The organism is Janthinobacterium sp. LM6 (assembly GCF_002002885.1).
GTDB lineage: Bacteria > Pseudomonadota > Gammaproteobacteria > Burkholderiales > Burkholderiaceae_D > Janthinobacterium > Janthinobacterium kumbetense.
In genome coordinates this window covers 4,186,172-4,204,566 of sequence record NZ_CP019510.1, presented here as the reverse complement: position 1 = coordinate 4,204,566, position 18,395 = coordinate 4,186,172, and the positions used below count along the sequence as shown (strand labels likewise).

The following is an 18,395-nucleotide window of genomic DNA, read 5'->3' as shown; positions in this document are numbered from 1 at the left end:
ATATGGCATTCGTCGGTCACCAAGTGACGATAAGAAAAGTACCGATCCAGAGGTGGCGACTCTCCAGACTCCAGTGAGTCCATAACTTCTTGTATTAAGCTTCTTCTTGCTGTTCTCATAATATTTTAAAATACTTCAAAGAAATGTTTACTTTACACTAAATATTTATGTTTGCAGCAACAATATCTGCATATTCCTAAATGGCTACAGTGAGCAGATCAGTAAGTCGTCCACCCAGTCCATCCCATGCCGCTCGCTTCTCATCCGCATAGTCATGCAGCATGTAATGCCGTCGCACCTTACTGCCCGGCAGAACGTGGTTCTGGCAGCGGTCGATTAGCTCAAGCGATATATCCAGCGCCTGCATCATCGTCGCGCTGGCATTGGTAGTTGGTTGGCGTGCCGTAGCGGGCGGCGAGGGCGAAGCTGTTCAGGCCAATAAAAGCAGACGGTTTGTTGCCGCTTTGGTTGCCTGTCGCGCAACCTGCCGCAGTACACAGAAGGGTAAGCGAAAGCAGTTGGCGCATGATTGATGGCCTCGCACTGTTGGCGCAGTCCTTGCGGAAGTTCAGGCCGGGTCAAAAATTGTCGGTCTACCACAAAAAATGAAGATCCAGGCGAAGTGGAGAGAGATCGTTGCAGGTGCATCGGAGAGTTTTTGCGGAACAGAGCAAGTTTTGCGGAACTGGCGTGAACGAGAGAAATAGTGGGTACTATCTCTGTTGGCCGCATGTGCGCTGGTGCCGGAGCCGGAATCGAATCTGAACCAGAAACCCGCATGAATGGCTAACTCTTCGCCGTGACGGCATTGAGATACCGTCAAAAGTACCGTCAAAAAGAAAAGTACTCTGTATTGCGTGCTTGGGATCACGGCCCGGATGGATCGCTGTTGCGATACCAACTCCTATATCGATTGCGCTGCGCGGGACACTCGACAACTGCAGGTCTGGCGAAGACGCTGAAATTCGTCGCCGGGCCAGAGTATCAGTTTTTGTCACGGTGGCGCTGTGCCCACTCGACCACCTCTTTTGCACTGTACAGCGGATGCGATTTCGCTTTCGTCGGCAGCCTGATCGCCTTTGGGAAGCTGGGAAGACAGGCGATGTTCTGGCGCACGACCTGCGGGTTTCGCTTGAAGTATTGCCCCAGCATTTCCATATCCCAAAGGTCTATGGATAGCGGTAGTGGAGTGCGCTGCATTTTTTCTATTGCTTCCGCGAGTCTGGTGAGGACATCGATTTCGGTAGGTGTCATGCTCGTGCTCCTATTTTTCGTCATTGAGGTAACGCCGGGCCGTACCATCGCAGCCTGGCCAGTAAGTATTTGATTCACGCACCGTTGCCGAGTGACCAGCTTGCCAGCATCATCAAACGGCATGCGCATGGCCAATATCGACAATATGGTAGTCCTGGCTATGTTGCGCGCACTTGAACCAGTGCACCAGCGTCTCAACAACATGTTCAAAAACGACCGTTTATGAACATGCGATAAAACCCCTTCATTGCACTGTTCATAAAATACCCCTTTGACTTATGGGCATGTTCATATATATTGAACACGTTATTGAACATGTTTGCTCACCCTTGGAGATAGAAATGGCAACTTTCGCATACGGCCGAGTCAGCACGGCAGACCAGACCACCGAGAACCAGCGCCAGGAGATTGAGCGCGCCGGGATCGTGATCGATTACTGGTTCGCAGACGAGGGTGTGTCGGGAAAGGTGCCAGCAGCGCAGCGGCCACAGTTTGCGCAGCTACAGCAGCAGATACGTGCTGGCGAAACGCTGGTTGTATCCAAGCTTGACCGCCTGGGCCGTGATGCGCAGGACGTTGGCGCCACCATCAAGGCGCTGGCCGCCCGCCGCATCGAGGTGATCGTGCTGCAGCTCGGTAAGCTGGACCTGACCTCGCCGGCCGGAAAACTCATGCTGACCATGCTGGGCGCCGTCGCGGAAATGGAGCGAGATCTTTTGGTCGAGCGTACCCAGGCAGGACTGGCGCGCGCCAAGCAGCAAGGAACGGAGTTGGGCCGCCCAGCCAAAACAAATGACAGCCAGCGGCTGGCCATCATTGCGCAGCATGCAAAGGGCGCGTCGATCAGCGAATTGGCACGCACCTATGAAATATCACGCGCCAGCATTGGCCGGATACTCAAGGCCCAGCCCGATGCGGCATAGGCCGGTGGGGGAGTGCACGCACCAGCTGCTTCGCTGGTGCGATATGGTTGCTATGATACCTGCACCATAGGAGCATGGTGCAGGTACTGTGCAAGGCCATCATCAACACGATGGGTAGAGCGTCTATAATCGCCAGATCGACAGGCTTGCCGGAAAAAACCATGCACTACGATCCGATCATGTTGGGCGCTTTTATCGCCATGCTCATTACCGCCTGGCTTGAATCCAGGAAGTAGGCGTTCAGTTTTCCTCTTGCTGCTGCATGAGCACGGCCGGCGACATCGCCAGCCCCACCGGGCGGCCTGCAGCGCGCTGCAATGCGTTGCCCGCCAGTGCTTTCGGCGCATTCATCGCCGCGCTTGATTTGAACCCGACCGCGATATTCTGGATCGGCTCCTGCAGCGACTTTCCAAATGGCACCTTACTCAGCAGCGAGCTGGCGGCAAGACGGTCAAAAATATTGCCAATGGCCGCCGCAGTATTGGAGTTGTTGACCGCGCTGCCCCTCGGCTGTACCTGCTCATAACTGGCCACCCGCCCGATCGCGCGCAATTGGTCGACCTCCGGCCTGGTGAAAAACAATGCCAGTTTCTCGTCGCCGATGGCGTTCAAGGACTTGTTGTAAGCCGACTGGCTCAGGTTGCCCACTTCGTCAGCGGCACCGTTCAGCGCCTTGGCCTTCAGGTGCGCGGCGATCTGTTCCCGGACGGCCTGAAGTGCATCCGGGCTTGCCTTCACCGACTGCCGCAGCGCGGCCAGGTCGGCCACGTTTGCCTTCGCCCCGCCGCCGACGATAAACTGTTGCACGAACTTGTCGGGTTCGATTCCATCGCGTACCGCTTGCAGCGCGGGCGTTTTCTCCACGATACCCATCCATGCCCGGTTCAAGCTGCGCGCCCGGTTGAAGGCGTTGATGGCGTCTTGCCCTTGCCCATCGAGCAGCGGCGTATCATCCAGCGCCTGGCGCACAAGTCCCAATGCCTTGCGCTCGCTGGCATCGGTGGACGAGCGCTGCAGGTCCCCTATGCGCGTCTTGAACTGTTCCGCAGTGTCGACCGTCAGCGGCATCTTGCCGCTGGCTGCCTTGTTCAGCAGGCTTCTCACGTCAGCCGGCAGTTTCCCGCCGAGCAATGCCTCATCGAGTGCGTCATTCGCCCGATTGCTGAACGTGTGCGGATCAAGCGCCGCACTGCGGCCATCGGTCGCACGTGCTGCGGCATAGCGCGCATCGATGGCGCTCTTGGCCGCGTCGTTGCGGCTCGACAGCGCACCCATTACACGGCGGCCGCCCGAGATAGCGGTATCCGGCGTGCCAGCGCCCAGGTCATTCAATCCGCTGATCAGCACCCTGTTGTTGGCATTTTCGGTTTGTCCCAAGGCCTGTGCCGCGGAGTCCTTGCTGTTGATGCCGAGCTTGGCCAGATTACGCTGCTGGGTGATTACAGCGGGGTTGTCGGTCAGGCCGGCAGCGGTTGGCGTGGCGCCGGTCAAACGGTAGTCGGCCAGCCGGCGCACGGCCATGGGGGTGACCGAGCCGCCGATATTGAAGGCCTCGGTCACGTCCTTGCGAATGCCTGCTTGCACGCTGGCCGGTAGATCGTTCAGCGTCATCCCGCTCGGTTGCAAAGCATTGTTGATATGGATATCGATTTGAGCAGGTGGCGGTGCCTGTGGGCGCGCCATGCGGCCAACCGCACCGGCCACTTGGCTGAGCTTGTTCATCGCCAGCGGCGCTGCCACGCCAGCCGCTACACTCGCCAGCATCTGCGATGAATCGTTGCCACCAGTCTCACGCACATAACCGCCGGCTCCACCCGCACTCCCCGCAGAGACGAGCTGCTGCAATGGGTTTGCCGAAAGTGTCTGAGCAACACCTTTTGTCACGCCACTGGCGCCTTGGGCGATGCGGCCAGCCGCCGCCATCGGCACCAGGCCGCCCGCCACCGTGCGCGATGCGTCGCTGACGACGCGCTCAAGGGCATTGCGAGGTTCTGGCAGGCCAACAGCATCAGCAAGTCCCTTGAAGTTGATGGGCTGAATGGCATCACGTCGAGAGGCTCCGGCCACCAAGCCGGGTAGCGTCTGCTGCTTCGGCAGGAGCAAGTTCAGGCCGGCACGGACGGGCGTCGCTAGCATGTTCAGTGCCCCGCCGACGCCTTCGATGCCGTAGCGGGCGGTGAGCCCTGCCTGACGCGGGATGTCGGCGATATTGTCATTCAACTGCTGACCGAATGGCTTGGCAGGTGCTGGCACCTGGGGCCCTGCGCCAAGCTGTGACTGCAGCATTTGGAATGCCTCCTGCTCGGTGGCGCCATCTGGTCCATCGACGGAATATCTTTTTCCATCTGGGCTGGTGAATTTAAAAGTAGGCATCAGTACACCTCAACTTTCCAGCCCGTGGGCAAAGCGGGCTTTGCAGGCGCTGCACGAGGTGTACTTGTCGCCGATGAGAGGACTTTTTTAGCTGCTGGCGAAAGCATGGCGTCGCCGAAATCCTTGCGTCCAGTGGTTCTCTGATATGTCCGTTCCGCTTCGGTCAACCTACCGCCCAGCAAATGACGGATGGCGGCAAGCCCTTGAATTGTTTGCTCAGGGGATCCATTCGGGTCAAAGTTATGGGCAAAAGTCTTGCGTTCTTCTTGACCGCCAGCTGCGCCGATTACCATTTTCGACACTTCTGGCGCCACCATCGTAATTGCCGCCGCCAAACTGGTGGGCGCGGCGCTCCCCAGCTCAGCCGCGAGCCGGTTAGCTGCAGCGTTGAACATCCGCACATCACGATTTTTTTGTGCTTTTGCTAGTTCTTCGATTGTATCAAGGTGATTCAGTCCAGTGTTGGCAGCTTGCACAGCGAGCCCTTGAGTACCGGTTCCAAAATCGCGCAGTGCTTTGTTTTTCGACAGGTAGTCACCCGCATCATATGAAGGATTGATGTCCAAAACACGGGACATAATCGCTTTACCGCTGGGCTTGAGCATGGCGAAGCTGCTCATAGGAGCGAGGCGCCCTGAGGCAATGCCTTGTGCCATTTTCTCAATGCTTTCCGGTGTTTCGACGGTGGCCGTTTGGCGGTCCGTGATCATCTTTTGTACCTTGATCTGGGTGTCCCTGTTTGCGGCGCCTTCTGACTTGGTGCGGCCGTCGGTGATACCGAACTGGCGCTCTTGCTCCTTTTGCTTCAGCTGATCGAGTTGCTGCCTCAACTGATCAGTGACGGACTGACCACCTTGCATTGCGCGGGCCTTCCATTGCGTGAACGCCTGCGGGTCTTGATCCTGCGCGGCAGCTTGGATGGCGGCGACGCCGCGTTCATACTGGCCTGGCTGCGAGAACAGCCCTAGCGCATGGCTTTCTTCGGCCCAGGCCAGCGCATCGGCTGGGCTTTGTACGGTGGCCAGCTTCTGCGCCTGGAAATTGTGCAGGGCAGTCGACTGCGCGAGCTTTTTCACTGCAGTTTCAGCATCGTCCTTGTCGGCGGCAGCATTTACCTTGCGGCGCTCGTCCAGCGTTTTCTGGACCGAGTCGGCTTGGGTGAAAGCCTCCGGCGTGCCAAGCCCGCGCATGGCCTGGATGCGCTGGTCGTCGGTGGCACCTTGTGGCAAGCCCATCAGCGTCTGGCGCAACTGGTCAGCGCGTTGGCGCGATTGCACACCGTCGTTGTATTTCTGATGGCCAGCGGCCAACTCCAGGGCATTTTGACCCAAGGCTTGCTTGCGTGCATCAGCAGCATCGTATTCAGCTGTGTATTCCATGACCGATTTTGGCGGCCGCAAGTACTGCTGGAAGAGGTTGTCGTCTGCCATGATTTAATCCTCGTTGAGATGTAATGGGGTGACGGCGCGTGTGACGCCGATAACAGGTGGTGGCACCGCCAGCAGCGGCTCGCACAATGGTTCTGTGATGCCCGCAGTAAAGGCGGAAGCGACCATTGCGGCAACGTTGTCGGTGGCCGTAGCGCCTGGATCGAGCAGGCCGCCAACTTGTCGTGCCAACTGCAATTCGATTTCGTAAAGCACTGCAACTGCTTCCGCGCGCTCAACCTCAGTTTCGCTGGCCTGGCGGATTTCCACATCCGCGCCGCCGGCAAGCGCATCATCGATATCTTTCAAGGTGAGCCATTGCCCGCTGGGGTCCAGACAGAAAACACCGAGAAGGTCAGGCGCTCGAGCGCTCAACTCCGGATTGAAGTAGACGATTTTCATTCATTTCCCTTTCATATCGATGACGCATTAAAACCCGCTTGCGTCCGATTTTCAGGGAAAAAATCGGACAGTTAGAGGGCTTCGGCAATGACCAGGTAGGCTTGCGAGCGACCGATTCCATACTTCGCCTGCAGGCGCAGGCAGATCGTCGCGCGGCTTTCCTTCTGGTCGAGCAGGCGGCGCGCGAATTTCACGCGCTCCAGCCGGTCGATTGAAGAAATTCCGTCCAGTGCTGCGCTCTTGCGTATCAGCTCTTCGAACTGGCGCTTTGCTGGCTCAGGCACCGATAGCGCGGCCAGCCCATCGAGCATTTTTTGATATGCCCCTTTACGCACAAGGCCACCTGCGGCGCCGCAACACGCGGCAAAGTTGTCGTGGTTCTTCACCAAAGCCATCACCAAAGGGGGGCTTTGGTGCGCACTTAAGGCCGCGTCGTGCCTCAAGAAAAAAACCTAAGCGATGGCCAAATATCGTCGAGCGCAGCGGAATCAAGCCGTGCGCCCCAGGTGTGGCCGGGGACGGTGTGTAAAAGTTTGTCGACATACCGTCTTTTACATCGAGCGGATAGCGCTGCGCCTTCGGCAAAACGCCGCTACAGGGCGCTCCATGTCTTGCTGGCCTGCCTGGATTTTCCCCTATGAGGGGCCGCTGATGTTGCGGGCCAGGCACGTGAAAAGTATTCGGCGTTGCTTCGGCTCTATTTTGGGCCGAATAGCCACCCCGGCAGTAGTGGGGCCGACGGCCGAAACCGCCTCCAGATGGCCCAAAACGGTGAAAATGGCGCGAAAATCCCCGATGATTCCCGATAAACATGGTGGTTACTTTTTCGCAGGAGGGAGCAGAGCGGCCGTTTCACTTCCTCGCCGCCCAAAACCCATCTTCTCCGCCATCCTTTCCTGCGCAGCTTTCACGCAATCCATATCCTTTTCGAGGTAGGCCATCGTCGTGATGGGGCTCTTGTGACGCATGACAGCCTGGATCGTCTGGATGTTCGCGCCGGCCTCCGACAGCAGCGTCGCATAGCTGCCGCGCAGGCGGTGCGGCGTGAGTCCCTTGATCTGGCTCTTCGCGTTCGCGGTTTTCATTGCCGTACGGGCATAGCCGGATTGCAGCTGCGTGCCGTCGGCGCGCGGCGCGATCAGGCCTTCGCCTTTGCGCAAGGCTGCCAGATAGTCGACAAGCCATGGCTGGATAGGGCAAGGCTCGGCCTCGCGCCCCTTGGTGATGCCCGGCGTGTAGGTCTTGCGTTCCCAGTCGATCCACTCCCAGCGTGCAGTGGCAGCCTCGCTCTCGCGCAGGCCCAGGCCGAACAGCAACCGTATGGCCACGGCAACTTCGGGCGTGTCTACCGTCGCGGCATCGACCTGGGCGAGCCAGTCGCCAGCCGAAGCGAGCGACAAGATGGCACGCGGGACTTTCTGGACCTTCAACATGGTTACTCGCCATGGCAACCGAAGCAGGATCTCGCGCTTGACGGCCCAATTGACCATCAGCTTGATTACCCGCAACCAGGCATTGGCGGACGCCGGCTTGTGGGCGACCAGGTGCAGGTTGCGCGCTTTCTCGATGTGCAGTGTGGTGATGTCGCTCACAGGCAGATCGCCCAGGTCGTAAAGATGCAGGCGCCGGATCACATCCACCGAACGGCGATGCGCAACACTGGCGACGGGGGCGCGCACCAGCTGCCACTCGGCGAACAGTTCGGCCAGCGTTGGTACCGGCTTTCCACCGTTCGCACGGGTAACAGCATCGGCGTAGGCCCGGGCGGCTACAATCTCGGCTTCGTTCTTGACTGTCAGGCGCGTGGTGCGCTGGACGCGCTGGCCGGCCACCTGGTACCGGTAATGCCAAATCTTGCTTTCTCCAACTCGAAATAAAGTTGCGCTCATGTTTTTTCCTATCGTAGTTATTTTTTGTGGCAATGCTGTGTGAGATACAACGGCTGGCGCGGTACCAGGGCCGCGCATCCGCGCGCGCCGCTGGCTTGGCAGTAGCGAAGTAACGCAGTCACCATTACAGCGGCGTTACCGGAGCGTTTCAGGGCTTGCGGGCTGCACCGTTATGGTGCTGCTTCGCCATCCCGGAGCACCCGGATCGCAAAGCCGCAGCAGCGCTGCAATACATCCACCAGGTCGGCTGGCATGGCTGGTCCCTTCATCCGGGTATGCCGCCATTGCCCACAGCGCCTGGCATTGGCGGTGCCGGCCATGTGCGCGCACTCCAGGCATACCCGCCGTTCGTCGCGCTGCTGGTCGCGTACCGTCAGCCGGTGCGCCAGCACCATGGCCGCCGCCTGATTCAAGCCCCGGCCACGAAACAGTGCCGCCCGTGCGCGGGTGGTATCGTCGGGCGGCGTCGTGCTCGATGCCTGGCAAGGCTGTACCGCTTGGGAAAGTGGTTCGGCGATGGGTTGATCGAGGTAGCGCACCAGATCCTCCTTGAAAGGGCGCAGCATGTCTGCGGCGAAATGCACCGCATCGGGCTGGCCTTTCAGTTTGAGAGCACCACTTGCCAGCTCGACAATTACGCCTGCCTTTTGGCATTCCGCCAGCAGGCTTGCGGGGGTCATATCGTCACCTCAACCGAGGAAATTGGTATGACATTGGATGCAATCTTTTGGGAAGGGAGCGCCGAAGGGAGCGAAGGGGGCGCTGTTTTTTCTGTGCTCCCTTCACTCCCTTCGTGCTCCCTTCGTGGAATTGCGCCCGGTAAACACCACATCCATGGACCGCCCATGCTGGCCTTCACCGCCTCAATTCCCAGCGATTTTTTGATGCGTTTAGCCGCATCCCATGAATGTCCAGCATCCCGGATTTCGGCTTGCAAAGCTTTGGTGGCCATGCGACCGCCAGCATCGGTGAGGGTGTCAATCAGCATGCGCTCCAGGTCGTCACGCTGTCCACCATCTCCACCTTCGCTCTCATCGTGCTCAACCTCGCCCAGGATTTCCCGTGCAGTTCCGTCAATGGTGCCTTCCCATACCGCGTGCGTGGCTTCGATGCCGCCATTGATCGTCTTCATGCCCAGGCTGTAAGACACGCCGCCGTCATCCGGAGCGATGTTCGACTTGGCGCGCGCCAGCACGCGGCGGGCGCCGTCTTCTTCCTTCGCCGTCACCAGCACCATGCGCGCCAAGGCACCGAATGCCTGGGATCCGATAACCCGGTCCTGTGGCGCCTTGCCTGCGCCGCCCTTGGCAAAGTGGGTGATGCCGATCACCGCGCACTGGTGGGCCTCGGCGAAGTCCACCACGGCTTGCAAGCTGCGACGCACATCATTGGCCCGGTGCATGTCGCCGGCCACGGCGGACACGATAGGATCGATCAGCAGCAGGCTCACGCCGCCGATGGCGGCCACCGCGCGGTGCAGCTCGGGAATGTCCTGGGCCGGATCGAACGGCACGCTCTCGCCGTTTTCCGTGATGCCCTCAATGAAGTGGCAGCGGCTCAGGTCGGCGCCAGAGGCGATCAGGCGCGGCACCAGGGTATCGTCGGCCACGTCCTCGCTCGACCACACCAGGACGTTACCCTTGCGCTTGCAGGCGCTGCCATCCGGCCATGTACCGCCTGCCGTCAGCACCGAGGCCAGGCCGAGTGCCAGTGTCGTCTTGCCTGTTCCAGCCGCGCCCGCAAGGATGGTCAGCTTACCGGCCGGAACCCAGCCAGGCCACAGCCAGGTGATCGGTAGCGGCTTGATATCGGTGGCGCAGCGAATTTTCACGGTGCGCGTGTCGGTCACCGGGATCATCGAGCGATCGTTGGTCAAGCTCGTAACTGGCCCAGCTGCCGGCGACGCCAGCGCAACAGGCGCAGCATGGCTACCGTCGTGCGGCGCGGCCGCGCTGATTGCCGCCATGACAGCCTGACTTCCCTCGCGGGCATGCAGGTCGTTGAAGTCGGTAGGCTGTCCATCGTCAGACTGGAACACAGGCACCGCCAGGAAGCCGCCAACAGCAGCGGCCGCAGCCTTCGCCTTTAGCAGGCCGGTATTGCCGCTCTCCTTGAACCTGTCGTCATCGGCGCACACGATGATCCGGACGCCCGGCAGCTTACCGCGTAGCACCCTGGCCACCGGCTCCAGGTTGCCAGCATTGAAAGCCACGGCCACCGGGTAGCCGGTCACGGCATACAGGCTGGCGCCGGTGGCAAAGCCTTCACAGACCAGCAGCGTATCGGCAGGCTTGCCGCCAAAGCTGTAGTAGCAGCCCTTGACCTTGCCGTTCGACTTGAGGAGCTTGCTGCCATCCTCGTAGATGAATTGCACGCTGGTGATGGCGCCGGTGGCGTCGCGTATTGGCACGATCAGGGTGCGCTTGTCCTTGAACTCTTTCAGGCCATACGGCTTGATGCCCTTGCGGACGCAGTACGGATTGTCGTCGGTGGCATCGCGCGCGCCGGCCAGTATGCGCATGCACACGGTCGCTGCTTCGCCTTCCAGCTGCAGGCGCGTGAACTCGGCTTCCTGCCTGGCCTTGTCGATGCGCGCGCGGTACTCGGCGCGCTCGGCCGGCGTCAGCACCTGGTCGGACTTGCCGCACCACTTTTCGGACAGGTCGGTTTTCCAGTTGCCGAAGGCGCCGGCCGGCACGCCGTCGCTGTGCAGGATGTACCAGGCCGACTTCCGGCCCTTCTTGTCATCTGGCGCATCGAAGCGGTGGCGCAGGCCATCGGCGACGATATCGGGTGGGGCCAGGTCGTAGCCGGCCATGGCGATGGCAAACTGTGCCTCGATGTTTGAAAGCGAAGCGTTCAATGGATAGCCTCCTTCGGCACAGGAATGCGGACGATGACGGCCTTGAAGGTGCCGCCGCGGCGGTCCGCCACGTCCTGGTGATTGGTGCGAATGAAGCGCTTGGCTTCGGCGCGTGTGGAGAAAGCGATGGTGGCGCCAGCAAAGGTGACGCCCCAGGGCTTGTGTGGTGTGGTGGCCATCATTTCGCCTCCTTTACGCAGTATTCGTTCATCCATGTGATACGGTCCTCAGCCTGGTCGGCCAGCAATCTCGCTGCCGAGATGGCAAAGCGCGTAAGAATGTAGGTATCTACCGGGCCAAGCACAGGCAAGTCTTCGTCGGCCGGATCGGCGTCAGCGTTCATTTCCCTGGCCAGATCGCTATTGCTGGCAATTTCAAGGCACACGCCGATGCCACGGGCGATATCCATGGTGATGGCGGCGAATTGCGCATCCTGATCATCCTTCAGGCGGTGGTCCAAGTGCGAGAAGGGCACATGAAAGGCGGCGGCCTTTGGCAGCTTGGCCGGTGCAGGTGTGTGACGGGTGCTCATGGCGCACCGCCTTCAATGCCAGCCAACGTGCCTGCGACTTCATCGGCCATTTGCTGTGCCAGCCAAAGCAGATCGTCAGGGCCTTCTTCTGGCTGCATCGCCCGGAGAAGCGCGGCCAACTGGCGCGCACGCATGTGGGCATGCTCGGGAGCGGCGGCGTATGCGATATGGATATCAACAAAGGGCGCATCCAGCACGATGGCAGCATCAATTTGGCTACGAGTGCTCGTTTTCATGCTGCACCGCCGATCTTGGCAATAGCAGTGCGCCAGATGGTTTTGCCCTCTTCAATGCCGGCAAAGAAGGCATCGGCGGCGGCAGTGCCGGCCTGGTACGGCATATCGAGGTCTTTATGTTCGATGCGGTGCTCGAGCGCCATGCGTGCGCCGGCCTTGTATTCCACGCTGCGCGGCGTGCGACCGTTGTAAAACGCGGTCTGGAAAAGCTGATCCACGGACAGCGTGCCGGTGATCGAGGGTAGTGGGGAATGTAGGGGTGTGGCGGTGCCTGGCATGATTGCCTCCTTGTCGGTTGTAGAACCGCGCAACCCGCTGTCAAACGGGGTGAGCAGCAAATGGCGGGGTTGACAGACCGGTGACAAAGGAAACCGGCAGGCCGAAGCCTCCCCACCATTGCCGCTCATAGGAGACGTAATGGTACGGACGAAAAAATACCGCCGGGTGGCGGATGTCCGCCTTTGTCTGATCGGGCTGTCAAACCCGGTCGCTTCTTTTTTTGCGACGTTTTCAGGATAGACCGACAACAAGCGGGCCGTCAAGCTTTTTGTACCGACACATTTCCGGTAGTGGCGTGCGGTATGGGCGGTCATTGGGCGATCCTGGCGGGCTTGGTGCGGACGGATGCGAGGAAACCGGGCAATGCCGCTTTGCGCTGGTCGTATGTGCGGCCGCGAGAGATCCACATGGCGTTGCGGGCTTCGACTCGCTCCATCAGCGCCAAGTCGGCCTGCAGCAGTTCATCGCGGTCGACGGCTTCAAAACGGCCGAACAGCACCCAGTTGACCAGCTTGGCTTCGGCAGCATAGTGGTGCGCGGCGGTGGCCTTGCCGGCATCAGCACGGACTTCATACAGTGCATCGCACATATCCTGAAAGCTGGTCGACACTTTCTTGCGCGAGCTCGACCAGTCAGCTTGTTGGCGCCCGGTCAGTTCATCGCGCAGCGCCATGAACGCGTCGACCAGGCGCACCTGTCCAAGTCGGGAGTTCCTGCCGCCGATAAATGGCATGGCCACCAGGGCGCCGCGCTCGGTCAGCTCAATCTTGCGCTGCGCCTTGTTTTGCCCGCTCAGGTAGGAGGACTCCTTGAATTCTAGGCATCCTATCGTGCCATCGGCAATCAGGGCATCGAGCGATTGCAGGACATTGTCATGGCGTCGCTTGAATTCGCCAGCAATGATCAGCGAGTCGGTTACAGGCTTGCCCTGGTGAATATGAACGAGTGCGCCAGCAGATGCGCGGCCGGCACCGGCCTGGTCGGTGGTAGTGCTCATGACGCACCGCCAGCGCGTTTGGCGATGAATGCCTCAACTTGGGCTAGATCCCAGACGGTGACAGAGGCGCTCAGTTTGAAAGGCTTGGGAAAGCTACCTTCCCTGACCCAGCGCCAGACGGTGGCAGGGCTGACAGGTAATTTACCTGGCTTGCCCTTGGTGGTCGCCAGATCGGCAATTCTGATAACTTGCTGTGACACGATACACCCCTTGGTTGTACGCCGTAGCGCAATGGGTGAAGCGTGCTTGCTTTCGATTGCTGAATCTATACCGTCAACCTGTTAGGCGGTGCGGCCTGGCGGGTTGACGTATCGGCCTAGTGGCTAGACAGATTTTTTATATTCACTAATCCAAGTTGCTATGGTTCTTTGTGCATTAGACGGGGCCAATACTGCATTTGCGCCAATGGTTTTCCCATGCGCAATTACTTCATCTTTTAACGCATAGGCAGCGGCATTTGCCGATTTCCATTTTTTCTCACTCAATTCACTCACGTATTTATCAATTGTCCATTTCTTTAAAGCTGCCATATCAGCATGGCGATTCTTCCCTCCATTATGGCCATTTACACGCAAATTGTTTTTATGGTGATTGTATGAATCCGCTTTAGAGTCACCAGCTCCGGCCATATACAATGCGTGAGAAGCATCACACAACAAATCAAGTGCTGTTTCGATAGATTTATCTATGAATAATGCGGCCTGCAGTGCTCTATTAACGGCGAGCGCTCTGAGTACAATGCCCGTAGGGGGCATTTGAGAAAATTCAATTTCGCTAGCGGATATAGCCTCACAGTATGATGAGTAGTGCTGTGCAAGCAACGTTCCACAGGGCCAAAATTCCTTGCAGCCACTGGCGGTAGTTAGTTTGGCGTCAGAAAATATTTTATCTATCGTTGAAGTATTTAATCTGAGCAATGCTTCGTAATTGCAAGCATATTCATCAGCGCGCACGGAAAAAGCTATTAGATGGTCAATTCTCCCTTTGGATTGGTTATTAAGTGTTGAATATATTAGTCCTATTTTCTGCACCCACTTTTTCCCCAACTTATTTACATCAAGTTGGCCTTCATCAGTCAGATTAATCTTAATATTAATTACAGCTGCAAGAGCCTCTTTTTTGGCTTTAGCTTTTGTTTCGTCACTATTTTCATACTCGCCAGGCAGTGAAGTTATTTTCCATTTCATAATGCACCCCTTGATGCCCCTGTAAATTAGGTGCTGGCCAAGCTCGTCAGGGAACGAGTTTTCGGGGATCAGCCTATGGCCGGCGTAGATCGTCAATTATTTGCGTGCAGCGGTATCACATCAGCACCTACCCTCAGTTTGTCCAGGTAGTCCGCCCATCGCTGCATCATTTCCCGCCTCGCCGGCAGATGGCTGGTGCGGTTGTAGGCCCTGCCGTTCACGTCCTTGACCGCGTGCGCCAGCTGGTGCTCGATCAGGTCGACGCGCTCGCCCAGCACCTCATCCATGATGGTCCTGGCCATGGCGCGGAAGCCGTGACCAGTCATGACCTCCTTCGAGTAGCCCATGGCGCGCAGCGCCGCATTGACGGTGTTGTCGCTCATGCAGCGATCTTGCGTGCGAATGCTCGGGAAAACATACCGGCCGGCGCCGCTCATCGCGTGCACGCCGCGCAGCAGGGCTACAGCCTGGCTCGACAGCGGCACCAGGTGGTCAAGGTTCATCTTCATCTTGCCGCCGGGAATGCGCCAAAGCGCGTCGTCAAGATCGATTTCCGCCCATTCAGCGGCACGCAGCTCCCCAGGACGCACAAACAGCAGCGGCGCCAGCTTGAGCGCCGTCACGGCGTAGGGGTGGCCGCTGTAGTCGAAGATGGCGCGCAGCAGGGCGCCGACCTGCTTGGGTTCGGTGATGGCGGCATAGTGCGTGCCCGGCACGGCCGCCAGCGCGTCGCGCAGATCCACGGTCACGTCGCGCTCGGCCAGGCCGGAAGCAACGGCGAAGCGGAACACCTGGCCACACAGCTGCTTGATCTTGTGGGCCGACTCGATGGCGCCGCGCACCTCGATCTTGCGCAGCGCGGCCAGCACATCGCGCGGCTTGATGGCCGCGATCTGCATCGCCCCGATCTCCGGGAAGATATTCTTTTCCAGCCAGGACGTGTTCTTGTGCTGGGTGCTCTCGGCGCGCTCGGCTTGCGTATTGCCCAGCCACTGCCGCGCCACGGCTTCGAAGGTGTGGCCAGCTGCTGCCGCCTTGGCGTGCAGGTCGTCGCGCTTGGCCTGGCCCGGGTCGATGCCTTCGGCCAGCAGCTTGCGCGCCTGGTCGCGCCGCTTGCGGGCGCTGGCCAGCGATACGGCAGGGTAGACGCCCAGGGCCAGCGTCTTGCGCTTGTTCAGGTAGCGGTAGTCCAGCCGCCAGTATTTACCCGCGCCCTTCACCAGCAGGTACATGCCACCGCCGTCCGTGTGCTTGTCGCCGGCAGGCCGGGTGGCCTTTACCTGCCGTACGAATGTGTCTGTCAGCGCCATGTTTTTCTCCGTGACGGTACTTTTTCTGACGGTATCGGAAAGTACCGTCAGAAGTACCGACAAAACTGTACGCTGCCATGCTACGCCGTGAGACGGCGCGACACAACAAAAAACCCGCGCCTCCTATGAGAAGGGCGGGTTTTGAGACTTCTTAACACGATATAACATGATCATTTGGTGCCCGGAGCCGGAATCGAACCGGCACGCCCTTACAGGCGGGAGATTTTAAGTCTCCAGTGTCTACCAGTTTCACCATCCGGGCAGCGCGGCGAGATTCTAGCACAGGTGATGCCCATAATGCCATCTTGTGCCTGAGCCATGCTGTCCGGTTCGTGCCGGACAGCATGGTTTTATCTGCCTGTCGTCAGAACGTCGCCTTGAACTGCACCCCATACGTGCGCGGTTCGTTGATGATGCCCGTCAGGTTATCAAAATCGATGGCGCCCAGCGACTGGATCTGGTTGGTGATGTTGCGGCCGTACGCGGAGAGCTCATAGCGGTCCCATTTGTAGCCGACGCGCAAGCCGCCTTCCAGCAGTTCCTTGGCCTTGTATTCCTTCGCTTCATACAGGAAGAAGTTGTAGCTGGTGCGATAGGCCCAGTCCGTGTAGGCGTAGAACTCGCCATTGGCGACGGGAATGCTGTATTTCAGGGTGAAGTTGGTCTGCCATTCCGGCGCGCGGGGCAGCGGGTTGCCGTCGATGTAGGCGGTGCCCTTGAACGGACCGACGGGATCGGTCACGGTGCAGCCGCTGGCCGGGTTGTTTTGCGCGTTGCCGCAACTTTGCACGAACAGCTTCTTGTCCTGGATTTCCGTGTGGTTGTAGCTGCCGCCCAGGGTCATGCTGAGCGAATCGCTGAGATTTGCCTGGAAATCGAGTTCCACGCCGCGGCCCGTGGCCTTGTCTGCGTTGATCAGCTGGTTCATGTTGACGGCGCCGCTGCCGGCCGTCAGCTGCTTGTCCTTGACGCGGTACTGGAACACGGCCACGCTCAGGCGCGCGCGCTTGTCGAACAGGTCTTGCTTGATGCCCGCCTCGACGGACAGCGCTTTCTCGGCGCCGGCAAACGAGGGGCGGTCGGCCAGGCCGTTCAGGCGGCCCTGCATCGACGGCGCGCGGTAGCCGGTGGCGATGCGCGCGTAGGCATTGGTTTCCGGCGTGAGCACATAGGTGCCGCTCAAGTCCCAGCTGACGTTGTGCGAGGTGTCGTTCAGGTTGAAGGGGCCGGCCGTGGTCGCTTCCACGCGCTTGGCCGAGAAATCCTTCTTGTCGCTCGTATAGCGCAGGCCGGCCCGCAGTTTCAGGGCGTCCGAGACCGTGTAGTTGAGCGAGCCGAAGGCCGCGTACGACTTCGAACTCTGGTTTTGCGTGGCGTAGGCGCTGTTTTGCGGATTGCCGGGCGCCAGGCTGTCAAAGCTGATGCTGTCGATCTGGATATCTTCCTTGAAGTAGAACAAGCCGCCTATCCATTGCAGCGGGCCGCGGGCAGACGATTCGGCGCGGAATTCCTGCGAAATCTGCTTGTGGTTGGGGATCACGTCGGCCGTTTCCACGACGAAGGGGATGAAGCCCGGGCCCATCGGCGGGGCGTACACGGCGCCATAGCCGCCGTCGACGTCGGCGCGGCTGAAGAAATCGAGTTTTTCGTAGCCGGTGATCGAATGCAGAGTGACGCCGGGCAAGTCCCATTTCAGGCGCATGCTGCCGCCCTTGGTTTTCAGGTGCTGGCGGTTGATGCCATCGGTCGGGTAGGAGCTGTAATCGAAATTGTCGACCAGGTCATTCGTGCCCTGTTTCAGGATGTTGGCGCGGAACAAGGTGGCCGTGCCGTCGAGGTTGCGCGCATGCACGTTGAACAGGGCGGTGAAGTCGCGCGTGGGCTTGACCAGTACCTGCAGGCGGGCGGCGCTGTCTTCATAGCCTTCGAAGTCGCGCGTGCCGGTGGGACGCGGGTTGTGCACGCGGTCGTCGCGGCGCTGCGTCTGGCCGGAAAAGCGCAGGGCCACCGTGTCGCTGACGGGCACGTTGAAGGCGCCTTCCAGGTTCTTCATGCCATCCTTGCCGAAGCCGCCGCTCAGATAGCCTTCCGTCTTGAAGACGGGCTTGGCGGAATCGAACTTGATCACGCCGGCCGGCGAGTTGCGGCCGAACAAGGTGCCTTGCGGGCCGCGCAGCACCTCGACCTGATCCACGTCAAACACGGGGAAACCTTTCAACATGGCGTTTTCCTGCACCACGTCGTCCATCACCAGGCCCACCGGTTGCGAAGCGTTCAGGTCGAAGTCGGTATTGCCCAGGCCGCGAATGTAGAAACGGGGAAAGGTGCGGCCGTAATCCGATTCGACGGACACGCTGGGCGAACGGCTGTTGAGGAAGCGGATGTCGGCGCCGCCGGCCGTCAGGGTGTCGAGCTTGTCGCCCTTCAGGGTGGCGATGGACATGGGCACGTCCTTGATGTTTTCCGCGCGCCGCTGCGCCGTCACGATCACCGTTTCCAGCTGGCCAGGGCCGGCCTGCGCCACCGGAGCGGCAGGCGCGTCGGCGGCTGGCGGCGGGACGCTGTCCTGCGCCATCGCCTGCAGGGGGAAGGCGGCAGTGATTGCCAGGGCAATCAGGCTGTGGCGTACGGTGCTGGCGCGTGTGCTGGCATGCGGTGTCATCATGAAACGGCTCCTGTCGGTGAAGGTTGTTGGGGCGCTGCAAGCTGGCGCTGGCCAGCTG

The 18,395-nt window shown here is 59.7% G+C and carries 19 protein-coding genes and 1 tRNA gene; 1 reads left to right on the top strand and 19 read right to left on the bottom strand.

Annotated elements, in window-relative coordinates; translation table 11 throughout:
• Positions 1–341 precede the first annotated feature (341 nt).
• Both BZG29_RS27880 and BZG29_RS18465 read right to left on the bottom strand, forming a co-directional pair.
• The gene (locus BZG29_RS27880) at positions 342–527 is read right to left on the bottom strand and encodes a hypothetical protein (protein ID WP_150130991.1); all 186 of its coding nucleotides are present in this window, start codon (positions 525–527) and stop codon (positions 342–344) included.
• Between the two features lie 457 nt (positions 528–984).
• Complete coding sequence (locus BZG29_RS18465) at positions 985–1,254, bottom strand: hypothetical protein (RefSeq protein WP_077409174.1); 270 nt, start codon at positions 1,252–1,254, stop codon at positions 985–987.
• Positions 1,255–1,595: 341 nt separating this feature from the next.
• On the opposite strand from BZG29_RS18465, the gene BZG29_RS18460 reads away from it, so the two are divergent.
• A complete protein-coding gene (locus tag BZG29_RS18460) occupies positions 1,596–2,177 on the top strand; it encodes a recombinase family protein (RefSeq protein ID WP_077406063.1) in 582 nt (193 codons plus the stop codon).
• A 240-nt stretch (positions 2,178–2,417) separates the two neighbouring features.
• Here BZG29_RS18460 and BZG29_RS18455 read toward each other — a convergent pair whose 3' ends face one another.
• The 17 genes from BZG29_RS18455 to BZG29_RS18380 form a co-directional block, all read right to left on the bottom strand.
• Positions 2,418–4,550, bottom strand: coding sequence for a hypothetical protein (locus BZG29_RS18455; RefSeq protein WP_150130990.1), 2,133 nt, complete (start codon positions 4,548–4,550; stop codon positions 2,418–2,420).
• A complete protein-coding gene (locus BZG29_RS18450) occupies positions 4,550–5,980 on the bottom strand; it encodes a hypothetical protein (protein WP_077406057.1) in 1,431 nt (476 codons plus the stop codon). The genes BZG29_RS18455 and BZG29_RS18450 overlap by 1 nt, the downstream gene beginning before the upstream one ends.
• Before the next feature lie 3 nt (positions 5,981–5,983).
• The gene (locus BZG29_RS18445) at positions 5,984–6,379 is read right to left on the bottom strand and encodes a hypothetical protein (RefSeq protein WP_077406054.1); all 396 of its coding nucleotides are present in this window, start codon (positions 6,377–6,379) and stop codon (positions 5,984–5,986) included.
• 71 nt (positions 6,380–6,450) lie between these two features.
• Complete coding sequence (locus BZG29_RS18440) at positions 6,451–6,765, bottom strand: hypothetical protein (protein WP_150130989.1); 315 nt, start codon at positions 6,763–6,765, stop codon at positions 6,451–6,453.
• A 432-nt stretch (positions 6,766–7,197) separates the two neighbouring features.
• Positions 7,198–8,268, bottom strand: a complete 1,071-nt coding sequence (locus BZG29_RS18435; protein ID WP_077406049.1) for a site-specific integrase — start codon at positions 8,266–8,268, stop codon at positions 7,198–7,200.
• 170 nt (positions 8,269–8,438) lie between these two features.
• Positions 8,439–8,948, bottom strand: coding sequence for a hypothetical protein (locus BZG29_RS18430; RefSeq protein ID WP_077406046.1), 510 nt, complete (start codon positions 8,946–8,948; stop codon positions 8,439–8,441).
• The gene (locus BZG29_RS18425) at positions 8,945–11,131 is read right to left on the bottom strand and encodes an AAA family ATPase (protein ID WP_077406043.1); all 2,187 of its coding nucleotides are present in this window, start codon (positions 11,129–11,131) and stop codon (positions 8,945–8,947) included. The genes BZG29_RS18430 and BZG29_RS18425 overlap by 4 nt, the downstream gene beginning before the upstream one ends.
• Complete coding sequence (locus BZG29_RS18420; protein ID WP_150130988.1) at positions 11,128–11,313, bottom strand: hypothetical protein; 186 nt, start codon at positions 11,311–11,313, stop codon at positions 11,128–11,130. Before BZG29_RS18420 ends, BZG29_RS18425 begins: the two co-directional genes overlap by 4 nt.
• Positions 11,310–11,663, bottom strand: coding sequence for a hypothetical protein (locus tag BZG29_RS18415; protein ID WP_077406037.1), 354 nt, complete (start codon positions 11,661–11,663; stop codon positions 11,310–11,312). The genes BZG29_RS18420 and BZG29_RS18415 overlap by 4 nt, the downstream gene beginning before the upstream one ends.
• Positions 11,660–11,899, bottom strand: a complete 240-nt coding sequence (locus BZG29_RS18410) for a hypothetical protein (RefSeq protein WP_077406034.1) — start codon at positions 11,897–11,899, stop codon at positions 11,660–11,662. The genes BZG29_RS18415 and BZG29_RS18410 overlap by 4 nt, the downstream gene beginning before the upstream one ends.
• The gene (locus BZG29_RS27875) at positions 11,896–12,492 is read right to left on the bottom strand and encodes a hypothetical protein (protein WP_150130987.1); all 597 of its coding nucleotides are present in this window, start codon (positions 12,490–12,492) and stop codon (positions 11,896–11,898) included. Before BZG29_RS27875 ends, BZG29_RS18410 begins: the two co-directional genes overlap by 4 nt.
• A complete protein-coding gene (locus BZG29_RS18400) occupies positions 12,489–13,175 on the bottom strand; it encodes a Rha family transcriptional regulator (RefSeq protein WP_077406028.1) in 687 nt (228 codons plus the stop codon). Before BZG29_RS18400 ends, BZG29_RS27875 begins: the two co-directional genes overlap by 4 nt.
• Positions 13,172–13,375, bottom strand: coding sequence for an AlpA family transcriptional regulator (locus BZG29_RS18395; protein WP_216350316.1), 204 nt, complete (start codon positions 13,373–13,375; stop codon positions 13,172–13,174). Before BZG29_RS18395 ends, BZG29_RS18400 begins: the two co-directional genes overlap by 4 nt.
• A 123-nt stretch (positions 13,376–13,498) precedes the next feature.
• A complete protein-coding gene (locus BZG29_RS27870; RefSeq protein ID WP_150130986.1) occupies positions 13,499–14,362 on the bottom strand; it encodes a hypothetical protein in 864 nt (287 codons plus the stop codon).
• Between the two features lie 92 nt (positions 14,363–14,454).
• Entirely contained in the window at positions 14,455–15,672 is a 1,218-nt protein-coding gene (locus BZG29_RS18390) for an integrase arm-type DNA-binding domain-containing protein (protein WP_077406022.1), read from the bottom strand.
• Between the two features lie 175 nt (positions 15,673–15,847).
• Positions 15,848–15,934: transfer RNA gene (locus BZG29_RS18385), tRNA-Leu, on the bottom strand.
• Between the two features lie 102 nt (positions 15,935–16,036).
• Positions 16,037–18,334, bottom strand: coding sequence for a TonB-dependent receptor (locus BZG29_RS18380; protein ID WP_077409173.1), 2,298 nt, complete (start codon positions 18,332–18,334; stop codon positions 16,037–16,039).
• Between the last annotated feature and the right edge of the window lie 61 nt (positions 18,335–18,395).